This window comes from Ochrobactrum sp. SSR (genome assembly GCF_030067775.1).
Classification (GTDB): Bacteria; Pseudomonadota; Alphaproteobacteria; order Rhizobiales; family Rhizobiaceae; genus Brucella; species Brucella teleogrylli.
In genome coordinates this window covers 1237951-1255775 of record NZ_CP125969.1, presented here as the reverse complement: position 1 = coordinate 1255775, position 17825 = coordinate 1237951, and the positions used below count along the sequence as shown (strand labels likewise).

Genomic DNA, 17825 nt, shown 5'->3' with positions numbered 1-17825 from the left:
AATTTTTTAAGTCAGATTGTGATTATTGCTGTGCAGGCGCGTCATCCGGGACAGGCGCTTCTTCCTGCTCGCCAGTGGCCGGAGCATTGTTCTGCTGCGGCTTGAACTTGTCGACCATCTTTTCCGGGTCAGCCGGCAGGAGATTGCGCAACTGTTCGCCGAAGGAATCGAGCATCGGCTTCGATTTGGCGTTGGTGATCCATGCAGGCTGGTTATCCGGCACCGCCCAGTTGAAGAACAGCATGGCGACGACCATCAGAAGCACGCCGCGGGCCGCACCGAACAGGAAGCCCAGCGTGCGGTCGAGCGCGCCGATGCGGCTGTCGATGATGAAATCCGCGATCTTCATGGTGATCAGCGAAACGATGATCAGCACCACGAGGAAAACCGCAGCCATAGCGGCGATCATGGCCAGCGTGTCGTTATTGATATAGGGCTTTATGTAGGGCAGCACCGGCTTGTAGAACAGGAATGCAGCAGCGGCGGCAGCGGCCCAGGATACCAGCGACAGCACTTCGCGGGAAAACCCGCGCACCATCGCCAGAACCGCTGATACCAGCGTTATTCCGAGTAGAATTCCATCAAGTATGGTTATCGGCATTCTGGCCTGTCCTCAGTGTTTCGCGCATGCGTTCCGGTGCGCAGGGCAGTCAAAGACGCGGAAGCTTAACATCCGAAGGTTGACAGAATCTTCCCGCGTTAAGCCCCTGAATTATTACTTCTTTCCGGCACCCGATGCTGCAATGCGCGCAACGAGGTCGGGCAGGGCGGCGGTTTCCATGAGACGGAAGCTGCGATCTTTCCAAAGTTCGCCGCTGCCGCTTGGCACTTCCGCCTGCCGGAAGCCGAGTTTCTCCGCTTCCTTCAATCTCTGTACTGCATGCGTCACCGCACGAACAGCACCGGAAAGGCTGATTTCGCCGAAATAAACACAATCTGGCGGAAGGGCAATACCGGCCATGGAGGAAACAAGCGCCGATGCAACCGCAATATCGGCAGCCGGTTCGCTGATCCGATAGCCGCCCGCGACATTCAGATAGACGTCATGCTGGCCGAAGCGAACGCCGCAATGCGATTCGAGCACTGCGAGGATCATGGCGAGACGCCCGCCATCCCAGCCCACCACCGCGCGGCGCGGCGTGCCGAGCGAGGAGGGCGCGACAAGGGCCTGAATTTCCACCAGAACCGGGCGCGTGCCTTCCATCCCGGCGAAAACCGCTGCCCCCGGCGCTTTTTCGTTGCGTTCGCCCAGAAAAAGCTCGGACGGATTGGACACTTCACGCAAGCCGCCATCGGACATTTCAAAAACGCCGATTTCGTCGGTGGGGCCAAAGCGATTTTTCACCGTGCGCAGGATGCGGTAATGATGCCCGCCTTCGCCTTCGAAATAGAGAACACCATCGACCATGTGTTCGACCACGCGGGGACCGGCAATCTGGCCGTCCTTGGTGACATGGCCGACCAGAACAACCGCAGCGCCGGTCTGCTTGGCGTAACGGATCATGGCCTGTGCCGAGGAGCGCACCTGCGTGACCGTGCCAGGGGCAGAATCCGCCATGTCGGTCCACAAGGTCTGGATCGAATCGATGATGACGAGATCGGGACGTTTGCCGTCGGAAATGGTGGCGATGATGTCTTCGACATTGGTTTCGGCGGCAAGTTCCACTGCCGATGTGGCGACGCCGAGACGCTGCGCGCGCAGGCGGATCTGCGCGACCGCTTCTTCGCCTGAAACATAGACGATGCGGTGGCCGCGATTGGCAAGGGCTGCTGCCGCCTGCGTCAAAAGCGTTGACTTGCCGATGCCGGGATCGCCGCCGATCAGCAGCGCCGACCCGCGCACGAAGCCGCCGCCGGTTACACGGTCGAGTTCGCTGATGCCGGAAATAATGCGCGGGGCATCTTCAATGTCGCCGGACAGCGAGGTCAGCGCCACGGCGCGGCCCTTGCGCTTCGACAACATGGCGCCCGGACCGGAACCGATACCGCTATTGGTGCCTTCCTCGACAAGCGTGTTCCACTCGCCGCAGGAATCGCACTTGCCCGCCCAGCGCGTATGCACTGTGCCGCAATTTTGGCAGATGAACTGAATGCGCGCCTTGGCCATCAGAGACGCGCCTTTTTCGAAGAGATATTATTCATACTGTTCGGGAAGATAGGAACCCTCGGCCAGATCTGCAAATCGCGTGAATTCGGACTGGAAGGCGAGCTTGACCGTGCCGGTCGGTCCGTGGCGCTGCTTGGCGATGATGACATCGGCAGTGCCGCGCACTTTTTCAAAATGCTGCTTCCATTCTTCGTATTTCGGGTCGAACTCGTCGCGCGGTTCGAGGTTCTTGACGTAATATTCCTCGCGGAACACGAACAGCACCACGTCGGCGTCCTGCTCGATCGAGCCCGATTCACGAAGATCGGAGAGCTGCGGGCGCTTGTCGTCGCGGCTTTCCACCTGACGCGAGAGCTGGGAAAGCGCGATGATCGGAACGTTCAGTTCCTTGCCGAGCGCCTTCAGGCCGGTGGTGATTTCGGTGATTTCCTGCACGCGGTTCTGTGCCGAGGCCTTGGACGAGCCGGTCATCAGCTGCACGTAGTCGATGACCAGAACATCAAGGCCGCGCTGGCGCTTGAGGCGACGGGCGCGGGCGGCCAGCTGCGCGATGGAAATACCACCGGTCTGGTCGATATAAAGCGGGATTTTCTGCATCACCTGCGAGCAGGCGACCAGCTTTTCGAAATCGGTCTCGGTGATATCACCACGGCGGATTTTCGAGGACGACACTTCCGTCTGCTCGGAAATGATACGGGTGGCGAGCTGTTCCGCCGACATTTCGAGCGAGAAGAAGCCGACTACACCGCCATTCTTGGCTTTCACCGTTCCATCGGCCTGTTGTTCGCCCTCATAGGCATTGGCGATGTTGAAGGCGATATTGGTGGCGAGCGAGGTTTTACCCATGCCCGGACGTCCGGCGAGGATGATCAAGTCGGACGGCTGCAAGCCGCCCATCTTGCCGTCAAGCGTGTGAATGCCGGTGGAGATACCCGACAGGTGGCCATCGCGCATGAAAGCGGCATTGGCCATGTCCACTGCGGTGGTCACGGCGTCCTTGAACGGCAGGAATCCGCCATCGTAACGACCGGTTTCTGCCAGTTCGAACAGGCGGCGCTCGGCGTCCTCGATCTGCTCCTGCGGCGCGTTGTCGACCGGCGCATCATAGGCGAGATTGACCATGTCCTCGCCGATCCCGATCAGCGCTCGGCGGGTCGCCAGATCGTAGATCGCGCGGCCATAATCGGCAGCATTGATGATGGTGACGGCCTCGGTGGCAAGGCGGGTGACATATTGGAAGATCGAAAGATCGCCGACCTTGCCCTCGGGCAGAAAGGTCTTCATCGTGACCGGATTGGCCATCTTACCGACGCGGATCAGATCAGTGGTGATTTCGTAGATACGGCGATGCAGCGGCTCAAAGAAATGGGTCGGCTTCAGGAAGTCCGATATGCGGTAAAAGGCATCGTTGTTGATCAGGATTGCGCCCAGCAATGCCTGTTCCGCTTCGATATTGTGTGGTGCTTCCCGATAGAGTGCGTCCTTCTGATCGCGCACATCCTCGAGTTTGCGTACCGCCGCTTCCGCCATGATTCTTGATCCTGTCCCTGATGCTGCCAGCTAACCGTCATGTGATGCCAAACGCAACGCGGCTTCGGATGATTCCTGCTGGAAGGGATAAGCTATACCATGATTCACACTGATTCACAGTTTGCGCCTGTGCATGAGCGCTATGTTCTTGACGGGCGTTGCCGCTAATAGCAGTGGATATTACTCTGCCTCCCGATCATCAAATTCACCCTGTCCACGGTCGTGCCAGATCCCGATGACAGGTTCTTCATGCAAAGGTTCATTCATGCGGCATCGTCTGATCGCAGCCGGGCTTTCCTGCCTTGCTTATCTCGCTTCGTTTACGGCACCGGCTACGGCTGCCGAGCCGATCAAGGTCAAGGTCTTCATCGCCGCCATGTTCGAAATCGGACAGAATAGCGGTGATCGCGCCGGTGAATTCCAGTGGTGGTATGACCGTTACTGGAAAGACGCAAAGCCCATCGAAGTGAAGGGCGCGCTGAAGCCGGTCTATTGCAACAATGACGGCGTTTGCGGCTCGGTGCTTGGCATGGGCAAGGTCAATTCCTCCTCCAGCATGCAGGCTATTCTGCTCGATCCGGCCTTCGATTTCTCGAAGAGCTATTATATTCTGTCGGGCGTCGGTGGCACGCCGCCATCGCGCGGCACCATCGGCGATGTCAGTTGGGCGACCTGGCTGGTCGATTACGATCTCGGCCATCGCTGGGCGCCGGAAGAAGGCAAGCCCGGCGAGCCGGTTTTCATGCCGCGGAAGGGTTATGAGGATTACCGGGTCTTCAAGCTGAATCCAGATCTGATCGCCGCCGCGCTTCGTCTCGATTCGAAGGTCGAACTGCTTGATCTGCAGGACGCTCAGAACTATCGCATGCGTTATCCCGACAAGGCCGCACAGGCCAAGCCGTCGCTCAAGACAGGCACGCATATGACCGGCGATACGTTCTTCCACGGGCCCGGCCTGTCGAAAGAGGCGCAATATATCGCGCATCTCTACGGTGCGGATGATTATCTGGTGACGGAAATGGAAGCGGCTGCGATTACGCTGGTCATCAAGCGCCAGTTCGGCACGGATCGTATCGCCAGCCTGCGCGGCTCGGTGAACTTCGATCAGGGCAACCCGAACGAAACCACCTTGCAGCATCTTGATCCAGCGCCGGGTCAGACGGCAGGCGGTTTTGCGGAGACGGTGCAGAACATCTATCTCGCCGGTTCGCCGCTGGTCGATGATATCGTTACCCGTTGGGACAAGTGGGAAACCGGAGTGCCGAAGGCCGACTAAAACAAGGATCAGTGCCGAAGGCCGACTAAAACAACGATGAGTGCCGAAGGCTGGCTAAAATTAGGACCAGTGCCGAAGGTCGAGTGAAAATGCAAAAGGGCTGCCGGAGACGGCAGCCCTTTTTGTGAACCGGTGCTCGCCGGATCAGGCGTTCGCGCTTTTCTTGACGGCGCGGGCCTCGCTATTGGCCCCCTTTGGCGCGCTGTCGAGCCGCTTGAGGCGCTTTTCTTCCGCTTCGATATAGTTGCGCGTCAGCGGAACGGATTCCTGCCGGTGCGCGATCTGGATGTGGAACACCATCATGTTCTGCCAGCGGAAGGCGCTTTCCGATGCGGCCAGATAAAACTCCCACATGCGGCAGAAGCGTTCGTCATAAAGCGCCTTGGCCCGTTCGCGATTGGCCATGAAGGCCTCACGCCAGGCTTTCAGCGTTTCCGCATAATGCAGCCGCAGGATTTCGATGTCGGTGACATAGAGCCCGGCCTTTTCGATATGCGGCAGCACTTCCGACAAAGCAGGAATGTAACCGCCCGGGAAGATATATTTGCGGATGAACGGATTGGTCGCGCCCGGTCCATCGGCACGCCCGATGGCATGCAGCATGAACACACCATCCGGCTTCATCAGTCGCGCCACATGCTGGAAATATTCCGCGAAATGGCCGACACCGACATGCTCGAACATGCCGACCGAAACCAGCCGGTCGAACTTGTCTTCGATATTGCGATAGTCGGTCAGCTCGAACTTGGCGCGGTCGGAAAGTCCTTCATCGGCGGCGCGCTGGTTGGCGATGCCGTGCTGTTCTTCCGAAAGGGTCACGCCGGTCACATTGGCCTTGAGATGGCGGGCGAGATAAAGCCCCATGCCGCCCCAGCCGCAGCCGATATCGAGCACCTTGTCGCCTTCCTTCACCAGCATTTTCGCGGCGATATGGCGCTTTTTTGCAAGTTGCGCTTCGGCAAGCGTTGCATTCGGTGTTTCGAAATAGGCGCAGGAATACTGCTTGTCCGGGTCGAGAAACAGGTCGTAAAGCTCGCCCGAAAGGTCGTAGTGACTTTTGATATTGTCGGACGAGCGCGCAATCGTGTTCATCTGCTGGAAGCGGCGGAACAGGATGCGCAGTTTCGCCAGCGCCTTCATCCACGGTTCTGTCGCGGCGGTCGGCCCGGTGTTTTCGAACACGATTTGAAGCAGCGTGTAGATATCGCCGTCCAGAAAGTCGATCTCGCCGTCCATGAAACATTCGGCGAGCTTCAGTTCGGGGTCGAGCGCTACGGCGCGCTCGGCGTGCTTTGTCTTGAAGTGTATATGAACCGGCACCCCGGTCTTGTCGCCATACTGCGAACGCGCACCACTAGAATCGGTGACCGTCAGGTCTCCGGTTTTAATCATATGCGAAAGAACAGTACGCATCATTCCATACATCGGCCCCATCTCCTTTTATGGAGTGAGACAGGCGTAGCATCCATGCGGTTGCATGGCAGGCGGCTTGTGTATCCTCTTCTCGAGCCACACTGTCATCAGATTTTCAGGCAGTTTCCGTAAGGTCTACCGGCCCTGGGAACGCTGTCTTAAGCAACGCGGACGTTTCCGTCTGCACCCTCTCCAATACATTACCATGGAGAAGAATAGGCAGTTTTCCCATTCTGGAAAGAGAAAATGCCCGGCGGAGGCCGCCGGGCATGATCATTTAAAGTTTACCACCATTGGAATGCCTGCTGACAAAGCTGGCTTTTCCGGAGGTAAGTGTAACAATTAAGCCTGGTCTTCAGCTTCTTCGTCTTCGTCGAAGATTTCTTCCGAAAGCGGGGCTTCTTCGATGCCGTAGATGGCTTCGATCGAGGTGAGGTCTTCACCCTTTGCCTGACGTTCAGCTTCCTCGTTCGAACGAGCGATGTTGACGGTCACTTCAACCTGAACTTCCGGATGCAGCGAAATCGAAACTTCGTGCAGGCCGATCGTCTTGATCGGATGGTTCAGTTCAACCTGGTTGCGGTGCAGGGTGAAGCCGTTTGCGGTGATGATGTCGGCGATGTCGCGGGTCGAAACCGAACCGTAGAGCTGACCGGTTTCACCAGCCGAACGCACAACGATAAAGCTCTGGCCATTCAGCTTTTCAGCAACGGCGCTGGCTTCGTTCTTGCGTTCCAGGTTCTGGGCTTCGAGCTGAGCGCGCTGGCCTTCGAACTTCTTCTTGTTGGCTTCGTTGGCACGAAGAGCCTTGCCCTGCGGGAGCAGGAAGTTACGGGCATAGCCGTCCTTGACCTTGACGGTTTCGCCCATCTGGCCGAGGCGGCCAATGCGTTCCAGAAGAATGACTTCCATTGGAGTTTCCTTTCGAGTGTTTTAATCCGGGTTATTGTTTGTCATTGCCCGGAATTTTCGAGATCGGCGCGCCACGCGACGTATCGAAAAGTCCGAGAACCATGAAGACGAAAAGCAGAAATGCGAAAAGAATGATCGCAAAATAGGCAAACCACAGCGCCATCGGGCGCCATACCTTGCCGCGTGTGCGCATATGCATGATGGCAAGGCCCGCCATCATGAAGCCTGCGCCGAGCGAGCCGACCACGACGGTTGCCACCAGACCGGCGGCGCCCGACAGGAAAGCGACTGCAAGTGCTACTGCGAAAACGATCAGCGCCGTGCGCGGCATGCGCAGCGTTGCGGGCCAGTCGTCACGCGGACGGCGCAGGCGGCCCGACATGGCAGTCAGACGCAGCGCCAGATAGAGATTGCCGACCAGAATGGCAAGACACGTGGCGGGCTGGATCGCCGGAAGGGCGAACATCAGCAGCGCCGACATGGTGTTGCGCATTTCATCGCTGGCGGTGAATTGCGGGTCGGCTTCGGCAACGCGGTCGATGACCGCATTGGCAAGCTCGCGCGCCATATCCGGGCCGAAGCCCAGAACAGCGCCGATGATGATGAAGGAAACCGCCACCATCAGGGCAAGGCGGAAAACGATATCCGACAGCGGATACCAGACCATCACGCCTTTCGGTCCGCCCAGTTCTTCGGCGGGGCGCGCAAGGCCGGACAGATATGCACCGATGGCCGCAGGAATATAGCTCGTCAGCGCCATCAGGAGGGCCGCCATCGGAACGGCGAAAACGCCGACCGCGATAGTTGCTACGGCTGCTGCGACAATACCGGCGGTGGAACCCCAGCCGAGTGCTGCAACGAAAATGGGAAGCGGTGTCAGGAAATACAGAACCATCGCCATGCCCGACTGGACAATGACGCCGGACGACATCAGTGCCGAGGCAAGCCCCGCCAATATGCCGACACCAACTATGGTTCCATTGAATTTCATCAGTTTCGCTGTCCTGCCCCGGTCTTGCCGGCTCGTGCAGTTAGAGGCAAATGCCCCAACTTGGGTTTTCAGTACGCTCCGTTGCGCCCATCGCAAGGGAGGAAAGGGTCCGGGAGGCAAACTCTGATGAGATGCCTCCCGAAAATCTTGTCTTACTTCACAACGTAAGGCAGCAGGCCGAGGAAACGGGCGCGCTTGATCGCCTTGGCGAGTTCACGCTGCTTCTTCTGGCTGACAGCCGTAATACGGGAAGGAACGATCTTGCCGCGTTCGGAAATGTAACGCTGCAGAAGCTTGATGTCCTTGTAGTCGATCTTCGGTGCGTTTGCGCCGGAGAACGGGCACGTCTTGCGACGGCGATGGAAAGGACGGCGGGTCGGGATCTGATTGATATCAACCATGATTATGCTCCTTCACCAGCTTCGTTGTCGCGCGGGCGACGTGGGCCGCGATCACCGCGATCGCCACGATCACCGCGGTCGAAACCACCTTCACGGCGGCGCGGACGGTCATCACCATCACGCTCGCGACGGTCGTCACGGCGGGTCAGCATAGCCGACTGGCCTTCTTCGTGTTCTTCAACGCGAATGGTCATGAAGCGCAGGACGTCTTCATTGATACGCATCTGACGTTCCATTTCAGCAACGGCAGCAGCCGGAGCGTCGATGTTCAGAAGCGTATAATACGCCTTACGGTTTTTGTTGATACGGTAGGTGAGGGGACGCAGACCCCAAGCTTCAACCTTACCGACCTTGCCGCCATTAGCTTCGAGGACACCCTTGTACTGTTCGACGAGAGCGTCGACCTGCTGCTGGGAAATGTCCTGGCGGGCAAGAAGCACATGTTCATAAAGAGCCATTGGCTTTGCCTTTCTTCGTTATATCACGCCGACACCAGCGGCTAAGCCCCTGCGACTTCTCTTTTGCCGGAAACCGGTGAAGAAAGGACGCGTATTTGAGACGGTCGAGAGCGGAGACACGGGAGGCAGAAGCGCTTATGACTTCCAACGTGTTATCCGGCTTTTAACGGCAAGAAGACACGGCCCTCCGTTCAGCCCCCAGCTGGTGCCGAGCAATGAACGGGCGGCTATTACGTGTTTTTCCCCTTGTTTGCAAGCGCGATATCCCCGAAAAACCGACAAATGCTTGACTTTTCGCCCAAGGCTAAGGCACATCGCGCCAAATTGTGCATTTCATTGCAGGCATGGCGGCGAAAACGGATACCGGTTTCACCTTTATCATATGCATAGAACCAGAACGAGGCATCAATGGCGGTAGCATTTACCTTTCCCGGACAGGGCAGCCAGGCGGTAGGCATGGGCAAAGCCCTGGCCGAACAGTTCGCGGAAGCGCGCGCCGTCTTCGACGAAGTGGACGCAGCGCTTGGCGAAAAGCTGTCCGCCACCATGTTCGAAGGCCCGGAAGACGTTCTGACGCTCACCGCCAATGCCCAGCCCGCGCTGATGGCCGTGTCGATGGCCGTCCTGCGCGTCATGGAAGCGCGTGGCTTCTCGCTGAAGGAAAAGGTTTCCTATGTGGCCGGTCATTCGCTGGGCGAATATTCCGCACTTTGCGCTGCCGGCACCTTCTCGCTTGCCGATACGGCGCGCCTCCTGCGCATTCGTGGCAATGCAATGCAAAAGGCTGTTCCGGTTGGCGAAGGCGCGATGGCTGCCATCATCGGTCTGGAGCATGGCGATGTGGAAGCAATCTGCACGGAAGCCAGGGCTTCCGGTTCTGTTCAGATCGCCAATGACAATGGCGGCGGCCAGCTGGTAATTTCCGGCTCCAAGGCTGCGGTCGAACTGGCGGCAAAGCTTGCTTCGGAAAAGGGCGCAAAGCGCGCCATCATGCTGCCGGTTTCCGCACCCTTCCATTCGACTCTGATGGCTCCGGCTGCTGAAGCAATGCGCGAAGCGCTGGCCAGTGTCGAGAAGCACAATCCGGTTGTCCCGCTCATCGCCAATGTGCGCGCCGCGCCGGTGACGGACGCCAGTGAAATCGCCGATCTGCTGGTTGAGCAGGTGACGGGTCAGGTGCGATGGCGCGAGACCGTGGAATGGTTTGCCGCCAATGGCGTGACCTCGCTTTATGAAGTAGGTTCGGGCAAGGTTCTGACCGGTCTGGCGCGCCGCATCTCCAAGGATGTGTCGGGCGCCGCTGTTGGTTCGGCTGAAGAAATCGAAGCAGCGCTTGCTGCTCTGGCATAAAAGCTCATTAGCTAAAAGGATCCGATATGTTTGATCTGACTGGCCGCAAGGCTCTCGTAACCGGTGCGACCGGCGGTCTGGGTGAAGCGATTGCTCGCGCTCTCCATGCACAGGGCGCTATTGTCGGCCTGCACGGTACGCGCGAAGAAAAGCTGAAGGAACTGGCTGCCGAACTCGGCGATCGTGTTTTCATCTTCCCGGCCAATCTGTCGGACCGCGAAGCCGTCAAGGCGCTCGGCCAGAAGGCGGAAGAGGAGCTGGGCGGCGTCGATATTCTGGTCAACAATGCCGGTATCACCCGTGACGGCCTGTTCGTGCGCATGAGCGATGAAGACTGGGATGCCGTTCTGAATGTCAATCTCACCTCGGTTTTCAACCTGACGCGTGAGCTGACCCATCCGATGATGCGCCGCCGCAATGGCCGCATCATCAACATCACCTCCATCGTCGGCGTGACCGGCAACCCGGGGCAGGCGAATTATTGCGCGTCGAAGGCGGGCCTCATCGGCTTCTCCAAGTCGCTGGCGCAGGAAATCGCAAGCCGCAATGTGACGGTGAACTGCATTGCGCCGGGCTTCATCGAGATCGGCCATGACCGACAAGCTGAACGACAAGCAAAAAGAAGCGATCATGGCCAATATTCCCATGAAGCGCATGGGTGTTGGCGCCGATATTGCCGCTGCCGTGGTCTATCTCGCCAGCGATCAGGCCGGCTACGTGACGGGTCAGACGCTGCATGTCAATGGCGGCATGGCCATGATTTAAGTGTCTGATCCAAAAGTCGCCATGCCGGTCTGCAAATGGCAATTTCTGCGCTTCCGGTGCTCACGTACCCAAATGTACGCTGCGCTCCGGTTCTCGAAATCACCATTTTCGCCGCGGCCTGCCGCTTTTTGATTCAGACATAAACCCTCGGCGATCCCCGATTTATGGTATAAAATGCCTTAATACATGGGGCGTGACGGGAAAAGGCGCTTTGCCTTGCTCAAGAAGCATGGTAATGCGCCCATCGAGAGTTGTGGCATTTCGTAGAATTTGCCGCGATCCTGTTCCGAAAGGAATATCCACAGGATGACTGTCCGGGCGGCTTCGCTCGAAACTGGCAGTCATCTTAGAACTTGATTACAATCCTGCATGCCGCTAACCAAGGCAGAGCAACAAACAAACAGGTCGAGGTTCCGACATGAGCGATACCGCAGAGCGCGTCAAGAAAATCGTTGTTGAACATCTGGGCGTAGATGCCGACAAGGTCACGGAAGGCGCAAGCTTCATTGATGATCTCGGCGCAGACAGCCTCGACACCGTCGAGCTGGTCATGGCTTTCGAAGAAGAATTCGGCGTTGAAATTCCTGACGACGCTGCAGAAACGATCCTCACGGTCGGCGACGCTGTGAAGTTCATCGACAAGGCTTCGGCCTAATCAGGACCAGAGCTGAGGGCTGGGCTCTTCGGAACCCGGCCCTGCCTGTATTCTGAGCTCTATTCCGACATTGCCGGATGCTGCGCCTTTTAAATGAAGGTTGCCTCGCATCCGGGAATGGTCGGGAATAAAGCGTGTAGAAAATACAGTGTACAGACATGTCTGTACGGGCCGTTTCGGCATCCAAGTGAATTTGCCGGCATGCCGGTGTCGGATCGTTTCGACAGGCTCTTGCGGCAGACTCCGATTTAACGATTGGAGCATCATCCCTTTCAAAGTCAGGCCCGGACATTGCATCTGCCGGTGAAAGCCTGCGGGTCGATGCTCGTGACATAACAGTTTTAAGGGGTGGATATGAGGCGTGTCGTCATCACCGGTCTCGGTCTGGTGTCACCGCTTGCAAGCGGTGTGGAAGAGTCCTGGAAGCGGCTTCTGGCTGGCGAAAGCGGGGCTCGCCGCATCACGGAATTCGAGGTTGACGATCTGGCCTGCCAGATTGCCTGCCGCATTCCGGTTGGCGACGGCACCAACGGCACGTTCAATGCCGATCTCCACATGGAGCCCAAGGAACAGCGCAAGGTCGATCCGTTCATCGTCTATGCCGTCGGCGCGGCCGATCAGGCACTGGATGACGCGAACTGGCATCCCGAAAGCGATGAAGATCAGGTGCGCACCGGCGTTCTGATCGGTTCTGGCATTGGCGGCATCGAAGGTATTGTCGAAGCGGGCTACACGCTGCGCGACAAGGGCCCGCGCCGTATTTCCCCGTTCTTCATTCCCGGTCGTCTGATCAACCTGGCTTCCGGCCATGTGTCGATCAAGCACAATCTGCGTGGCCCGAACCATTCGGTCGTCACCGCCTGCGCAACAGGCACGCACGCCATTGGCGATGCCGCCCGCCTGATCGCTTTCGGCGACGCCGAAGTGATGGTTGCCGGTGGCACGGAATCGCCGGTCAGCCGCATTTCGCTGGCGGGCTTTGCTGCCTGCAAGGCGCTGTCCACCAAGCGCAACGACGATCCGACCGCCGCATCGCGTCCTTATGACGATGACCGTGACGGCTTCGTCATGGGCGAAGGTGCAGGCGTTGTGGTTCTGGAAGAACTCGAACACGCGCTGGCGCGTGGCGCGAAGATCTATGCCGAAGTGATCGGCTACGGCCTTTCGGGCGATGCATACCATATCACGGCTCCGACCGAGAGCGGTGAAGGTGCGGAGCGCTGCATGGTTGCGGCTCTCAAGCGTGCTGAAATCACGCCGGACCAGATCGACTACATCAACGCCCATGGCACATCGACCATGGCCGATACGATCGAACTGGGCGCTGTGGAGCGCGTGGTCGGCGATGCGGCTTCGAAGATTTCCATGTCCTCGACCAAGTCGTCCATCGGCCATCTTCTGGGTGCTGCCGGTGCTGCCGAAGCGATTTTCTCGACGCTGGCCATTCGCGACAATATCGCACCTGCGACGCTCAATCTCGACAATCCGGCTGTCTCGACAAAGATCGATCTGGTGCCGCACAAGGCACGCGAACGCAAGATCGACGTGGCTCTTTCGAACTCCTTCGGATTCGGCGGAACCAACGCTTCGCTGGTGTTGCGTCGCTATTCCTGACCGGCATTTCTGGCCGGACAGACCAAATCTGATAGGAATAAATAAAAACGCGGGGATTTCTCCGCGTTTTTGTCAAAATATAACCGGATGCGATATTTAAAATCGCTAATAGTGGTTAGGGTGAGCACGCTCGAATTGACGGAAGGCTTCGGCCTGAGCGGATTTGGGCATCAAGTGCGGAGAGCCGCTCGGGACAGGTCGTTGACGCCTCTTGGCGGCAAGGCCGGTCAAGGCTACAGGACCGAGGTGACGGAGTGAATTCAGAGGTACAGCCCGGGGCACAACCCGGAACCAACTCTGCTGAAGAGCAAGCCAAGGCTGGCAAGCCGGAGACGCCAACGGAAGCGCCGGCGGAAACGGCTGCGGCCACAAAGCCGTTTGTTCCCAAATCTGCGTCGGAAGCTCTGCGTCCTGAACCCGGCACGCCGCCGCCACGCAAGCGTTCGCGCCATGCGCGCAGCCAGATCGTCGTCTTCATGAATTTCATGCTGTCGCTGGTCGTGCTCGCTTTGCTGGGCGCGTCGGCGCTGTTTTATTTCGGCAAGATGCAATTTGACGGGCAGGGCCCGCTGGCAAGCGAGACGACTTTCGTGGTCAAGCGCGGCGCGGGCATTTCCGAAGTCGCCAACAGCCTCGAAGCCCGCGATATCGTCAGCGATGGACGTATTTTCCGTTTCGGCATGCGCGCCTATGGTCACGAAAACGACCTCAAGGCCGGTGAATATGCCATTCCAGCGGGTGCAACCATGCGCGACGTGATGAATATTCTCATCAGCGGCAAGTCGATCATGTATCCGCTGACGGTGCCGGAAGGGCTGACGGTCAAGCAGATTTTCGATCGTATTTCGTCTGATCCGATTCTGGTCGGCGATATGCCGAAAGACATGCCGCCGGAAGGTTCGCTCTTCACCGACACGTTGCATTTCACGCGTGGCACCACGCGGACCGAAATCATCGACCGCATGATCGCTTCGCAAAAGAAGCTGGTTGACGATATCTGGGCGAAGCGCGGCCCCGACCTGCCGGTCAAGGACCGCAATGAATTCGTGACGCTCGCTTCCATTGTCGAGAAGGAAACGGGTATCGCGTCGGAACGTCCGCATGTTGCTTCGGTTTTCGTCAATCGTCTGAACAAGGGCATGCGGCTGCAATCGGACCCGACGATCATCTATGGCTTGTTCGGTGGTGCGGGCAAACCGTCCGACCGTCCGATCTTCAAGTCGGATATCGAAAAGCCGACGCCCTATAACACCTATGTCATCAACGGATTGCCACCGGCGCCGATTGCCAATCCGGGCAAGGCAGCGCTTGAGGCTGTCGCCAATCCGCTTGATACGCAGGACCTGTTTTTCGTAGCGGACGGCACTGGCGGACACGTCTTCTCGAAGACCTTGCAGGAACACAATGCCAATGTCCGCAAGTGGCGCAATGTCGAACAGCAGAACAGTGCCGGTGGCGCTGCTGGCAGCCAGAAGGTTGCGCAGTGATCTGACTGCCAGACATATCTGTGTGTGATTCGACAGAGCCGGTTGCTGAAAAGCGCCGGCTCTGTATGTCTAAAGGAATGCAGCATTCCGCGTATTGGAGTGCATGATTGAGTTTCGGTGCACGGCCGGCGAACTATCGCTTCCGGGCTCAGGTTGAGGGGAAGGGACGCATGGCGCTCCAGAGCATGACCGGATTTGCGCGCTATGCCGCGCAGCATGACGGTGCCAATGGCGAAGCGCGTATCGTTTGGGAAGTGCGCTCGGTCAATGGCAAGGGGCTTGATCTGCGCCTGCGTCTGCCGCAGGGGCTGGAAGCGGTCGAGCATCCGGTGCGTTCCATGCTGGCGCGTCATTTTTCCCGCGGCAATTTTCAGGCGAGCCTGAGTGTCGAACGGACCGACGAGCAGGCCAATTTCGTCATCAACCACGCCATGCTGTCCGAGGTGCTGAAACTCGGTGCCGAATTGCAGGAAAAGCACGGTCTGACACCTGCTAGCGTCGATGGTGTTCTGTCGCTGCGCGGCATGATCGATCAGGCGCAGGTCTCGGAAGACGACGATGCCCGGGCAGGACTGGAAGCAGCCGTCGTGGCAACCTTTGAAGGCGCGCTGAAGGCCATTGCCGAGGCGCGGGCGCAGGAAGGCAAGGCGCTGTTCACGATCCTGTCGGGCCATGTCGATACGATTGGCCGTCTCACCGAAGCGGCGCGTCAGGATCCGTCGCGAAGCACGGATGCCATCAAGGCGCGGCTCGCGACGCAGGTTGCGCTGCTGCTTGACGGCCCGCGTGAACTGGATGAGGCCCGACTTTATCAGGAAGCGGCTTTCCTTGCGACCAAGGCGGATATTCAGGAAGAGCTGGACCGGCTCGACACCCATGTCGCCTCCGCACATCAATTGCTCGCCGATGGCGGGCCGGTCGGGCGCAAGCTCGATTTTCTTTCACAGGAATTTAATCGTGAAGCGAATACACTGTGTTCCAAATCGAACGCGGCGTCGATCACGGCCATCGGGCTGGAACTGAAAGCGGTCGTCGATCAGTTTCGCGAACAAGTACAGAATCTGGAGTAAGAGTAACATGGCCATCACTTCAGTTGAAAATGGCGTCGCGCGCAGAGGCTTGATGGTGGTGATTTCGTCGCCGTCGGGCGCTGGAAAATCCACGATTGCCCGGCTGTTGCTGGAAGACAAGAAGATGGACCTTTCGCTGTCGATCAGCGTGACGACGCGCCAGCGCCGTCCGAGCGAGATCGAAGGGGTGCATTATCACTTCAAGACCATTCGCGAGTTCGAGCGTCTGCGCGACAATGACGAACTGATCGAATGGGCGGAAGTGCACGGCAATTTCTACGGCACTCTGCGCGAAACCGCCGAGATTGCACTGGCCGATGGTCAGGATATGCTGTTCGATATCGACTGGCAGGGCGCGGACCAGCTTCAGGCCAAGATGCCCGCCGATGTGGTGTCGATCTTCATCCTGCCGCCAACGATGCGCGAATTGCAGCAACGCCTCAACCGCCGTGCGGAAGACACGCCGGAAGTCATCGAGACACGCTTGCAGAATGCCCGTTTTGAAATCCAGAAATGGGTTAAATACGACTATATTGTCATCAATGAAGACCTCGACCGCTCCTTTGCGGCGATCAAGTCGATCATTGAGGCCGAGCGCCTGCGTCGCGACCGCCGCCCCGGCCTGTTCGATTTCGTGACAGGCCTGCTCGAAGAAGAGCCGGGCATCTGAGCATTCTGCTGAACAATAAAGCCGCCTTTTGAGGCGGTTTTATTTTTGTGGATGCCAGACTGAAAATTGCCAGGCGAGGGGCACGCTTCGCGGCGTTTCCCACATCTTCACCGCAATGCGGGGCAATTCTTCTATGCGCGCATGTCGCGGGGCGGGGCGCCGTAGGCGCGGCGATAATCGCGGCTGAACTGCGTCGGGCTTTCATAGCCGACAGCAAAAGCAACCGATGAAACCGGCACTGCGGTTTCGCTCAACTGGCGGCGCGCTTCCAGAAGCCGCAACGCCTTTTGATATTGCAGCGGCGTGGTGGCCATGACGGATTTGAAATGCTCGTGAAAGCTGGAAGGGCTCATTCCGGCAATATCCGCCAGCTCTTCCGTGCGGATCGGATTGTTCCAGTGCTGCTTGATATGGGTGATTGCTTTAGCGATGCGGCTTGCCGGGCTGCCCGGCTGGGCAAGCTGACGCAACATCGCGCCGTTGCGGGTCAGAAGCACGCGGAAATGCAGTTCCTTGCGGATCATCGGCTCAAGAACGCGGCGTTCCAGCGGCTTGTCGCGCAGATCGAGCAAACGCGTCATGGCATCGGTCACGCCTGCATCCGCCCTGCCGGTGGCCACGGCTTCGCTACGCGCCGCCGCGATCATCTCCGGCTCAATCTCGCCCTGAAGGGCGCGCAAAATCTCCAGATCGATCCGGCAAGCAAGGGCTATATAGGGATTATCGGGGCTGGCTTCGACAATGCGCGCACCTGTGATCAATTCGTGCGAGACGATCGCCGTCATGCCCGCATCGAAACGAACGGCCCGTTCGCCATGCAGGATTTCTTTGGCGCCCTGGAGGACCAGGCAAATCATCGGCTGATACATATCGGGCCGAATGGCCGATATGGCCGGGGAGCAGACCACGGTTACGCCGTCGATGCCGGTCGGCGCAGGATAAGGCCCCACCCCAGTTTCGCGGGCAATTTCGATGCAGCGGGCTGCGAGATTTGAAGCGTGTTCGGACATGGAAAAAGCATAGCAAGCCTTTGTTTTCCGTGACACAGAAATCGGAGCCTTCGGAGAAATGGGCATGTTTCATGGAGAATGTGGCAGGCCGAACGAACGGGAAAGCGGCAATATAG

Annotated in this window: 16 protein-coding genes and 1 pseudogene; 8 read left to right on the top strand and 9 right to left on the bottom strand. The window is 58.3% G+C overall.

Annotated features, from left to right (window positions below):
* Nucleotides 1-22: 22 nt before the first annotated feature.
* The 3 genes from QLQ11_RS06010 to QLQ11_RS06000 all read right to left on the bottom strand — a co-directional run bounded on the left by QLQ11_RS06010 (nucleotide 23) and on the right by QLQ11_RS06000 (nucleotide 3637).
* Nucleotides 23-601 carry a CvpA family protein gene (locus tag QLQ11_RS06010; protein ID WP_109368471.1) on the bottom strand — a complete coding sequence of 193 codons (579 nt, stop codon included), beginning with the start codon at nucleotides 599-601 and terminating at the stop codon, nucleotides 23-25.
* 114 nt (nucleotides 602-715) lie between these two features.
* Nucleotides 716-2107: a DNA repair protein RadA gene (gene radA, locus QLQ11_RS06005; protein ID WP_109368472.1), complete on the bottom strand. Its 1392-nt coding sequence runs from the start codon at nucleotides 2105-2107 to the stop codon at nucleotides 716-718.
* Between the two features lie 27 nt (nucleotides 2108-2134).
* A complete protein-coding gene (locus QLQ11_RS06000) occupies nucleotides 2135-3637 on the bottom strand; it encodes a replicative DNA helicase (protein ID WP_109368473.1) in 1503 nt (500 codons plus the stop codon).
* 265 nt (nucleotides 3638-3902) lie between these two features.
* Between QLQ11_RS06000 and QLQ11_RS05995 the strand changes: the two genes are divergently transcribed.
* Complete coding sequence (locus tag QLQ11_RS05995) at nucleotides 3903-4913, top strand: purine nucleoside permease (protein WP_371835842.1); 1011 nt, start codon at nucleotides 3903-3905, stop codon at nucleotides 4911-4913.
* A 144-nt stretch (nucleotides 4914-5057) separates the two neighbouring features.
* Here QLQ11_RS05995 and QLQ11_RS05990 read toward each other — a convergent pair whose 3' ends face one another.
* The 5 genes from QLQ11_RS05990 to rpsF form a co-directional block, all read right to left on the bottom strand.
* Nucleotides 5058-6338 (bottom strand): cyclopropane-fatty-acyl-phospholipid synthase family protein, encoded by a 1281-nt coding sequence (locus QLQ11_RS05990; RefSeq protein ID WP_109368475.1) that lies wholly within the window; start codon nucleotides 6336-6338, stop codon nucleotides 5058-5060.
* Nucleotides 6339-6668: 330 nt separating this feature from the next.
* Nucleotides 6669-7238 carry a 50S ribosomal protein L9 gene (gene rplI / locus QLQ11_RS05985; RefSeq protein ID WP_109368476.1) on the bottom strand — a complete coding sequence of 190 codons (570 nt, stop codon included), beginning with the start codon at nucleotides 7236-7238 and terminating at the stop codon, nucleotides 6669-6671.
* Between the two features lie 31 nt (nucleotides 7239-7269).
* The gene (locus tag QLQ11_RS05980; protein WP_124915204.1) at nucleotides 7270-8229 is read right to left on the bottom strand and encodes a DUF2232 domain-containing protein; all 960 of its coding nucleotides are present in this window, start codon (nucleotides 8227-8229) and stop codon (nucleotides 7270-7272) included.
* A 152-nt stretch (nucleotides 8230-8381) separates the two neighbouring features.
* The gene (gene rpsR / locus QLQ11_RS05975) at nucleotides 8382-8630 is read right to left on the bottom strand and encodes a 30S ribosomal protein S18 (protein WP_006466219.1); all 249 of its coding nucleotides are present in this window, start codon (nucleotides 8628-8630) and stop codon (nucleotides 8382-8384) included.
* Nucleotides 8631-8632: 2 nt separating this feature from the next.
* Nucleotides 8633-9088, bottom strand: coding sequence for a 30S ribosomal protein S6 (gene rpsF / locus QLQ11_RS05970; RefSeq protein WP_121537353.1), 456 nt, complete (start codon nucleotides 9086-9088; stop codon nucleotides 8633-8635).
* 408 nt (nucleotides 9089-9496) lie between these two features.
* On the opposite strand from rpsF, the gene fabD reads away from it, so the two are divergent.
* The 7 genes and pseudogenes from fabD (at nucleotide 9497) to gmk (ending at nucleotide 16699) form a co-directional block, all read left to right on the top strand.
* A complete protein-coding gene (fabD, locus tag QLQ11_RS05965) occupies nucleotides 9497-10438 on the top strand; it encodes an ACP S-malonyltransferase (RefSeq protein WP_283736037.1) in 942 nt (313 codons plus the stop codon).
* Nucleotides 10439-10464: 26 nt separating this feature from the next.
* Nucleotides 10465-11203 (top strand): annotated as a pseudogene (fabG, locus tag QLQ11_RS05960) (3-oxoacyl-[acyl-carrier-protein] reductase).
* Nucleotides 11204-11621: 418 nt separating this feature from the next.
* Entirely contained in the window at nucleotides 11622-11858 is a 237-nt protein-coding gene (locus QLQ11_RS05955) for an acyl carrier protein (RefSeq protein ID WP_002963616.1), read from the top strand.
* 354 nt (nucleotides 11859-12212) lie between these two features.
* Nucleotides 12213-13472, top strand: a complete 1260-nt coding sequence (gene fabF / locus QLQ11_RS05950; RefSeq protein WP_109368481.1) for a beta-ketoacyl-ACP synthase II — start codon at nucleotides 12213-12215, stop codon at nucleotides 13470-13472.
* Nucleotides 13473-13726: 254 nt separating this feature from the next.
* The gene (mltG, locus tag QLQ11_RS05945) at nucleotides 13727-14959 is read left to right on the top strand and encodes an endolytic transglycosylase MltG (RefSeq protein ID WP_124915206.1); all 1233 of its coding nucleotides are present in this window, start codon (nucleotides 13727-13729) and stop codon (nucleotides 14957-14959) included.
* Between the two features lie 170 nt (nucleotides 14960-15129).
* Complete coding sequence (locus QLQ11_RS05940; RefSeq protein ID WP_124915207.1) at nucleotides 15130-16029, top strand: YicC/YloC family endoribonuclease; 900 nt, start codon at nucleotides 15130-15132, stop codon at nucleotides 16027-16029.
* Between the two features lie 7 nt (nucleotides 16030-16036).
* Nucleotides 16037-16699: a guanylate kinase gene (gene gmk / locus QLQ11_RS05935; protein WP_109368484.1), complete on the top strand. Its 663-nt coding sequence runs from the start codon at nucleotides 16037-16039 to the stop codon at nucleotides 16697-16699.
* Nucleotides 16700-16830: 131 nt separating this feature from the next.
* Here gmk and QLQ11_RS05930 read toward each other — a convergent pair whose 3' ends face one another.
* Nucleotides 16831-17709: an AraC family transcriptional regulator gene (locus QLQ11_RS05930; protein WP_171316514.1), complete on the bottom strand. Its 879-nt coding sequence runs from the start codon at nucleotides 17707-17709 to the stop codon at nucleotides 16831-16833.
* Nucleotides 17710-17825: the final 116 nt, after the last annotated feature.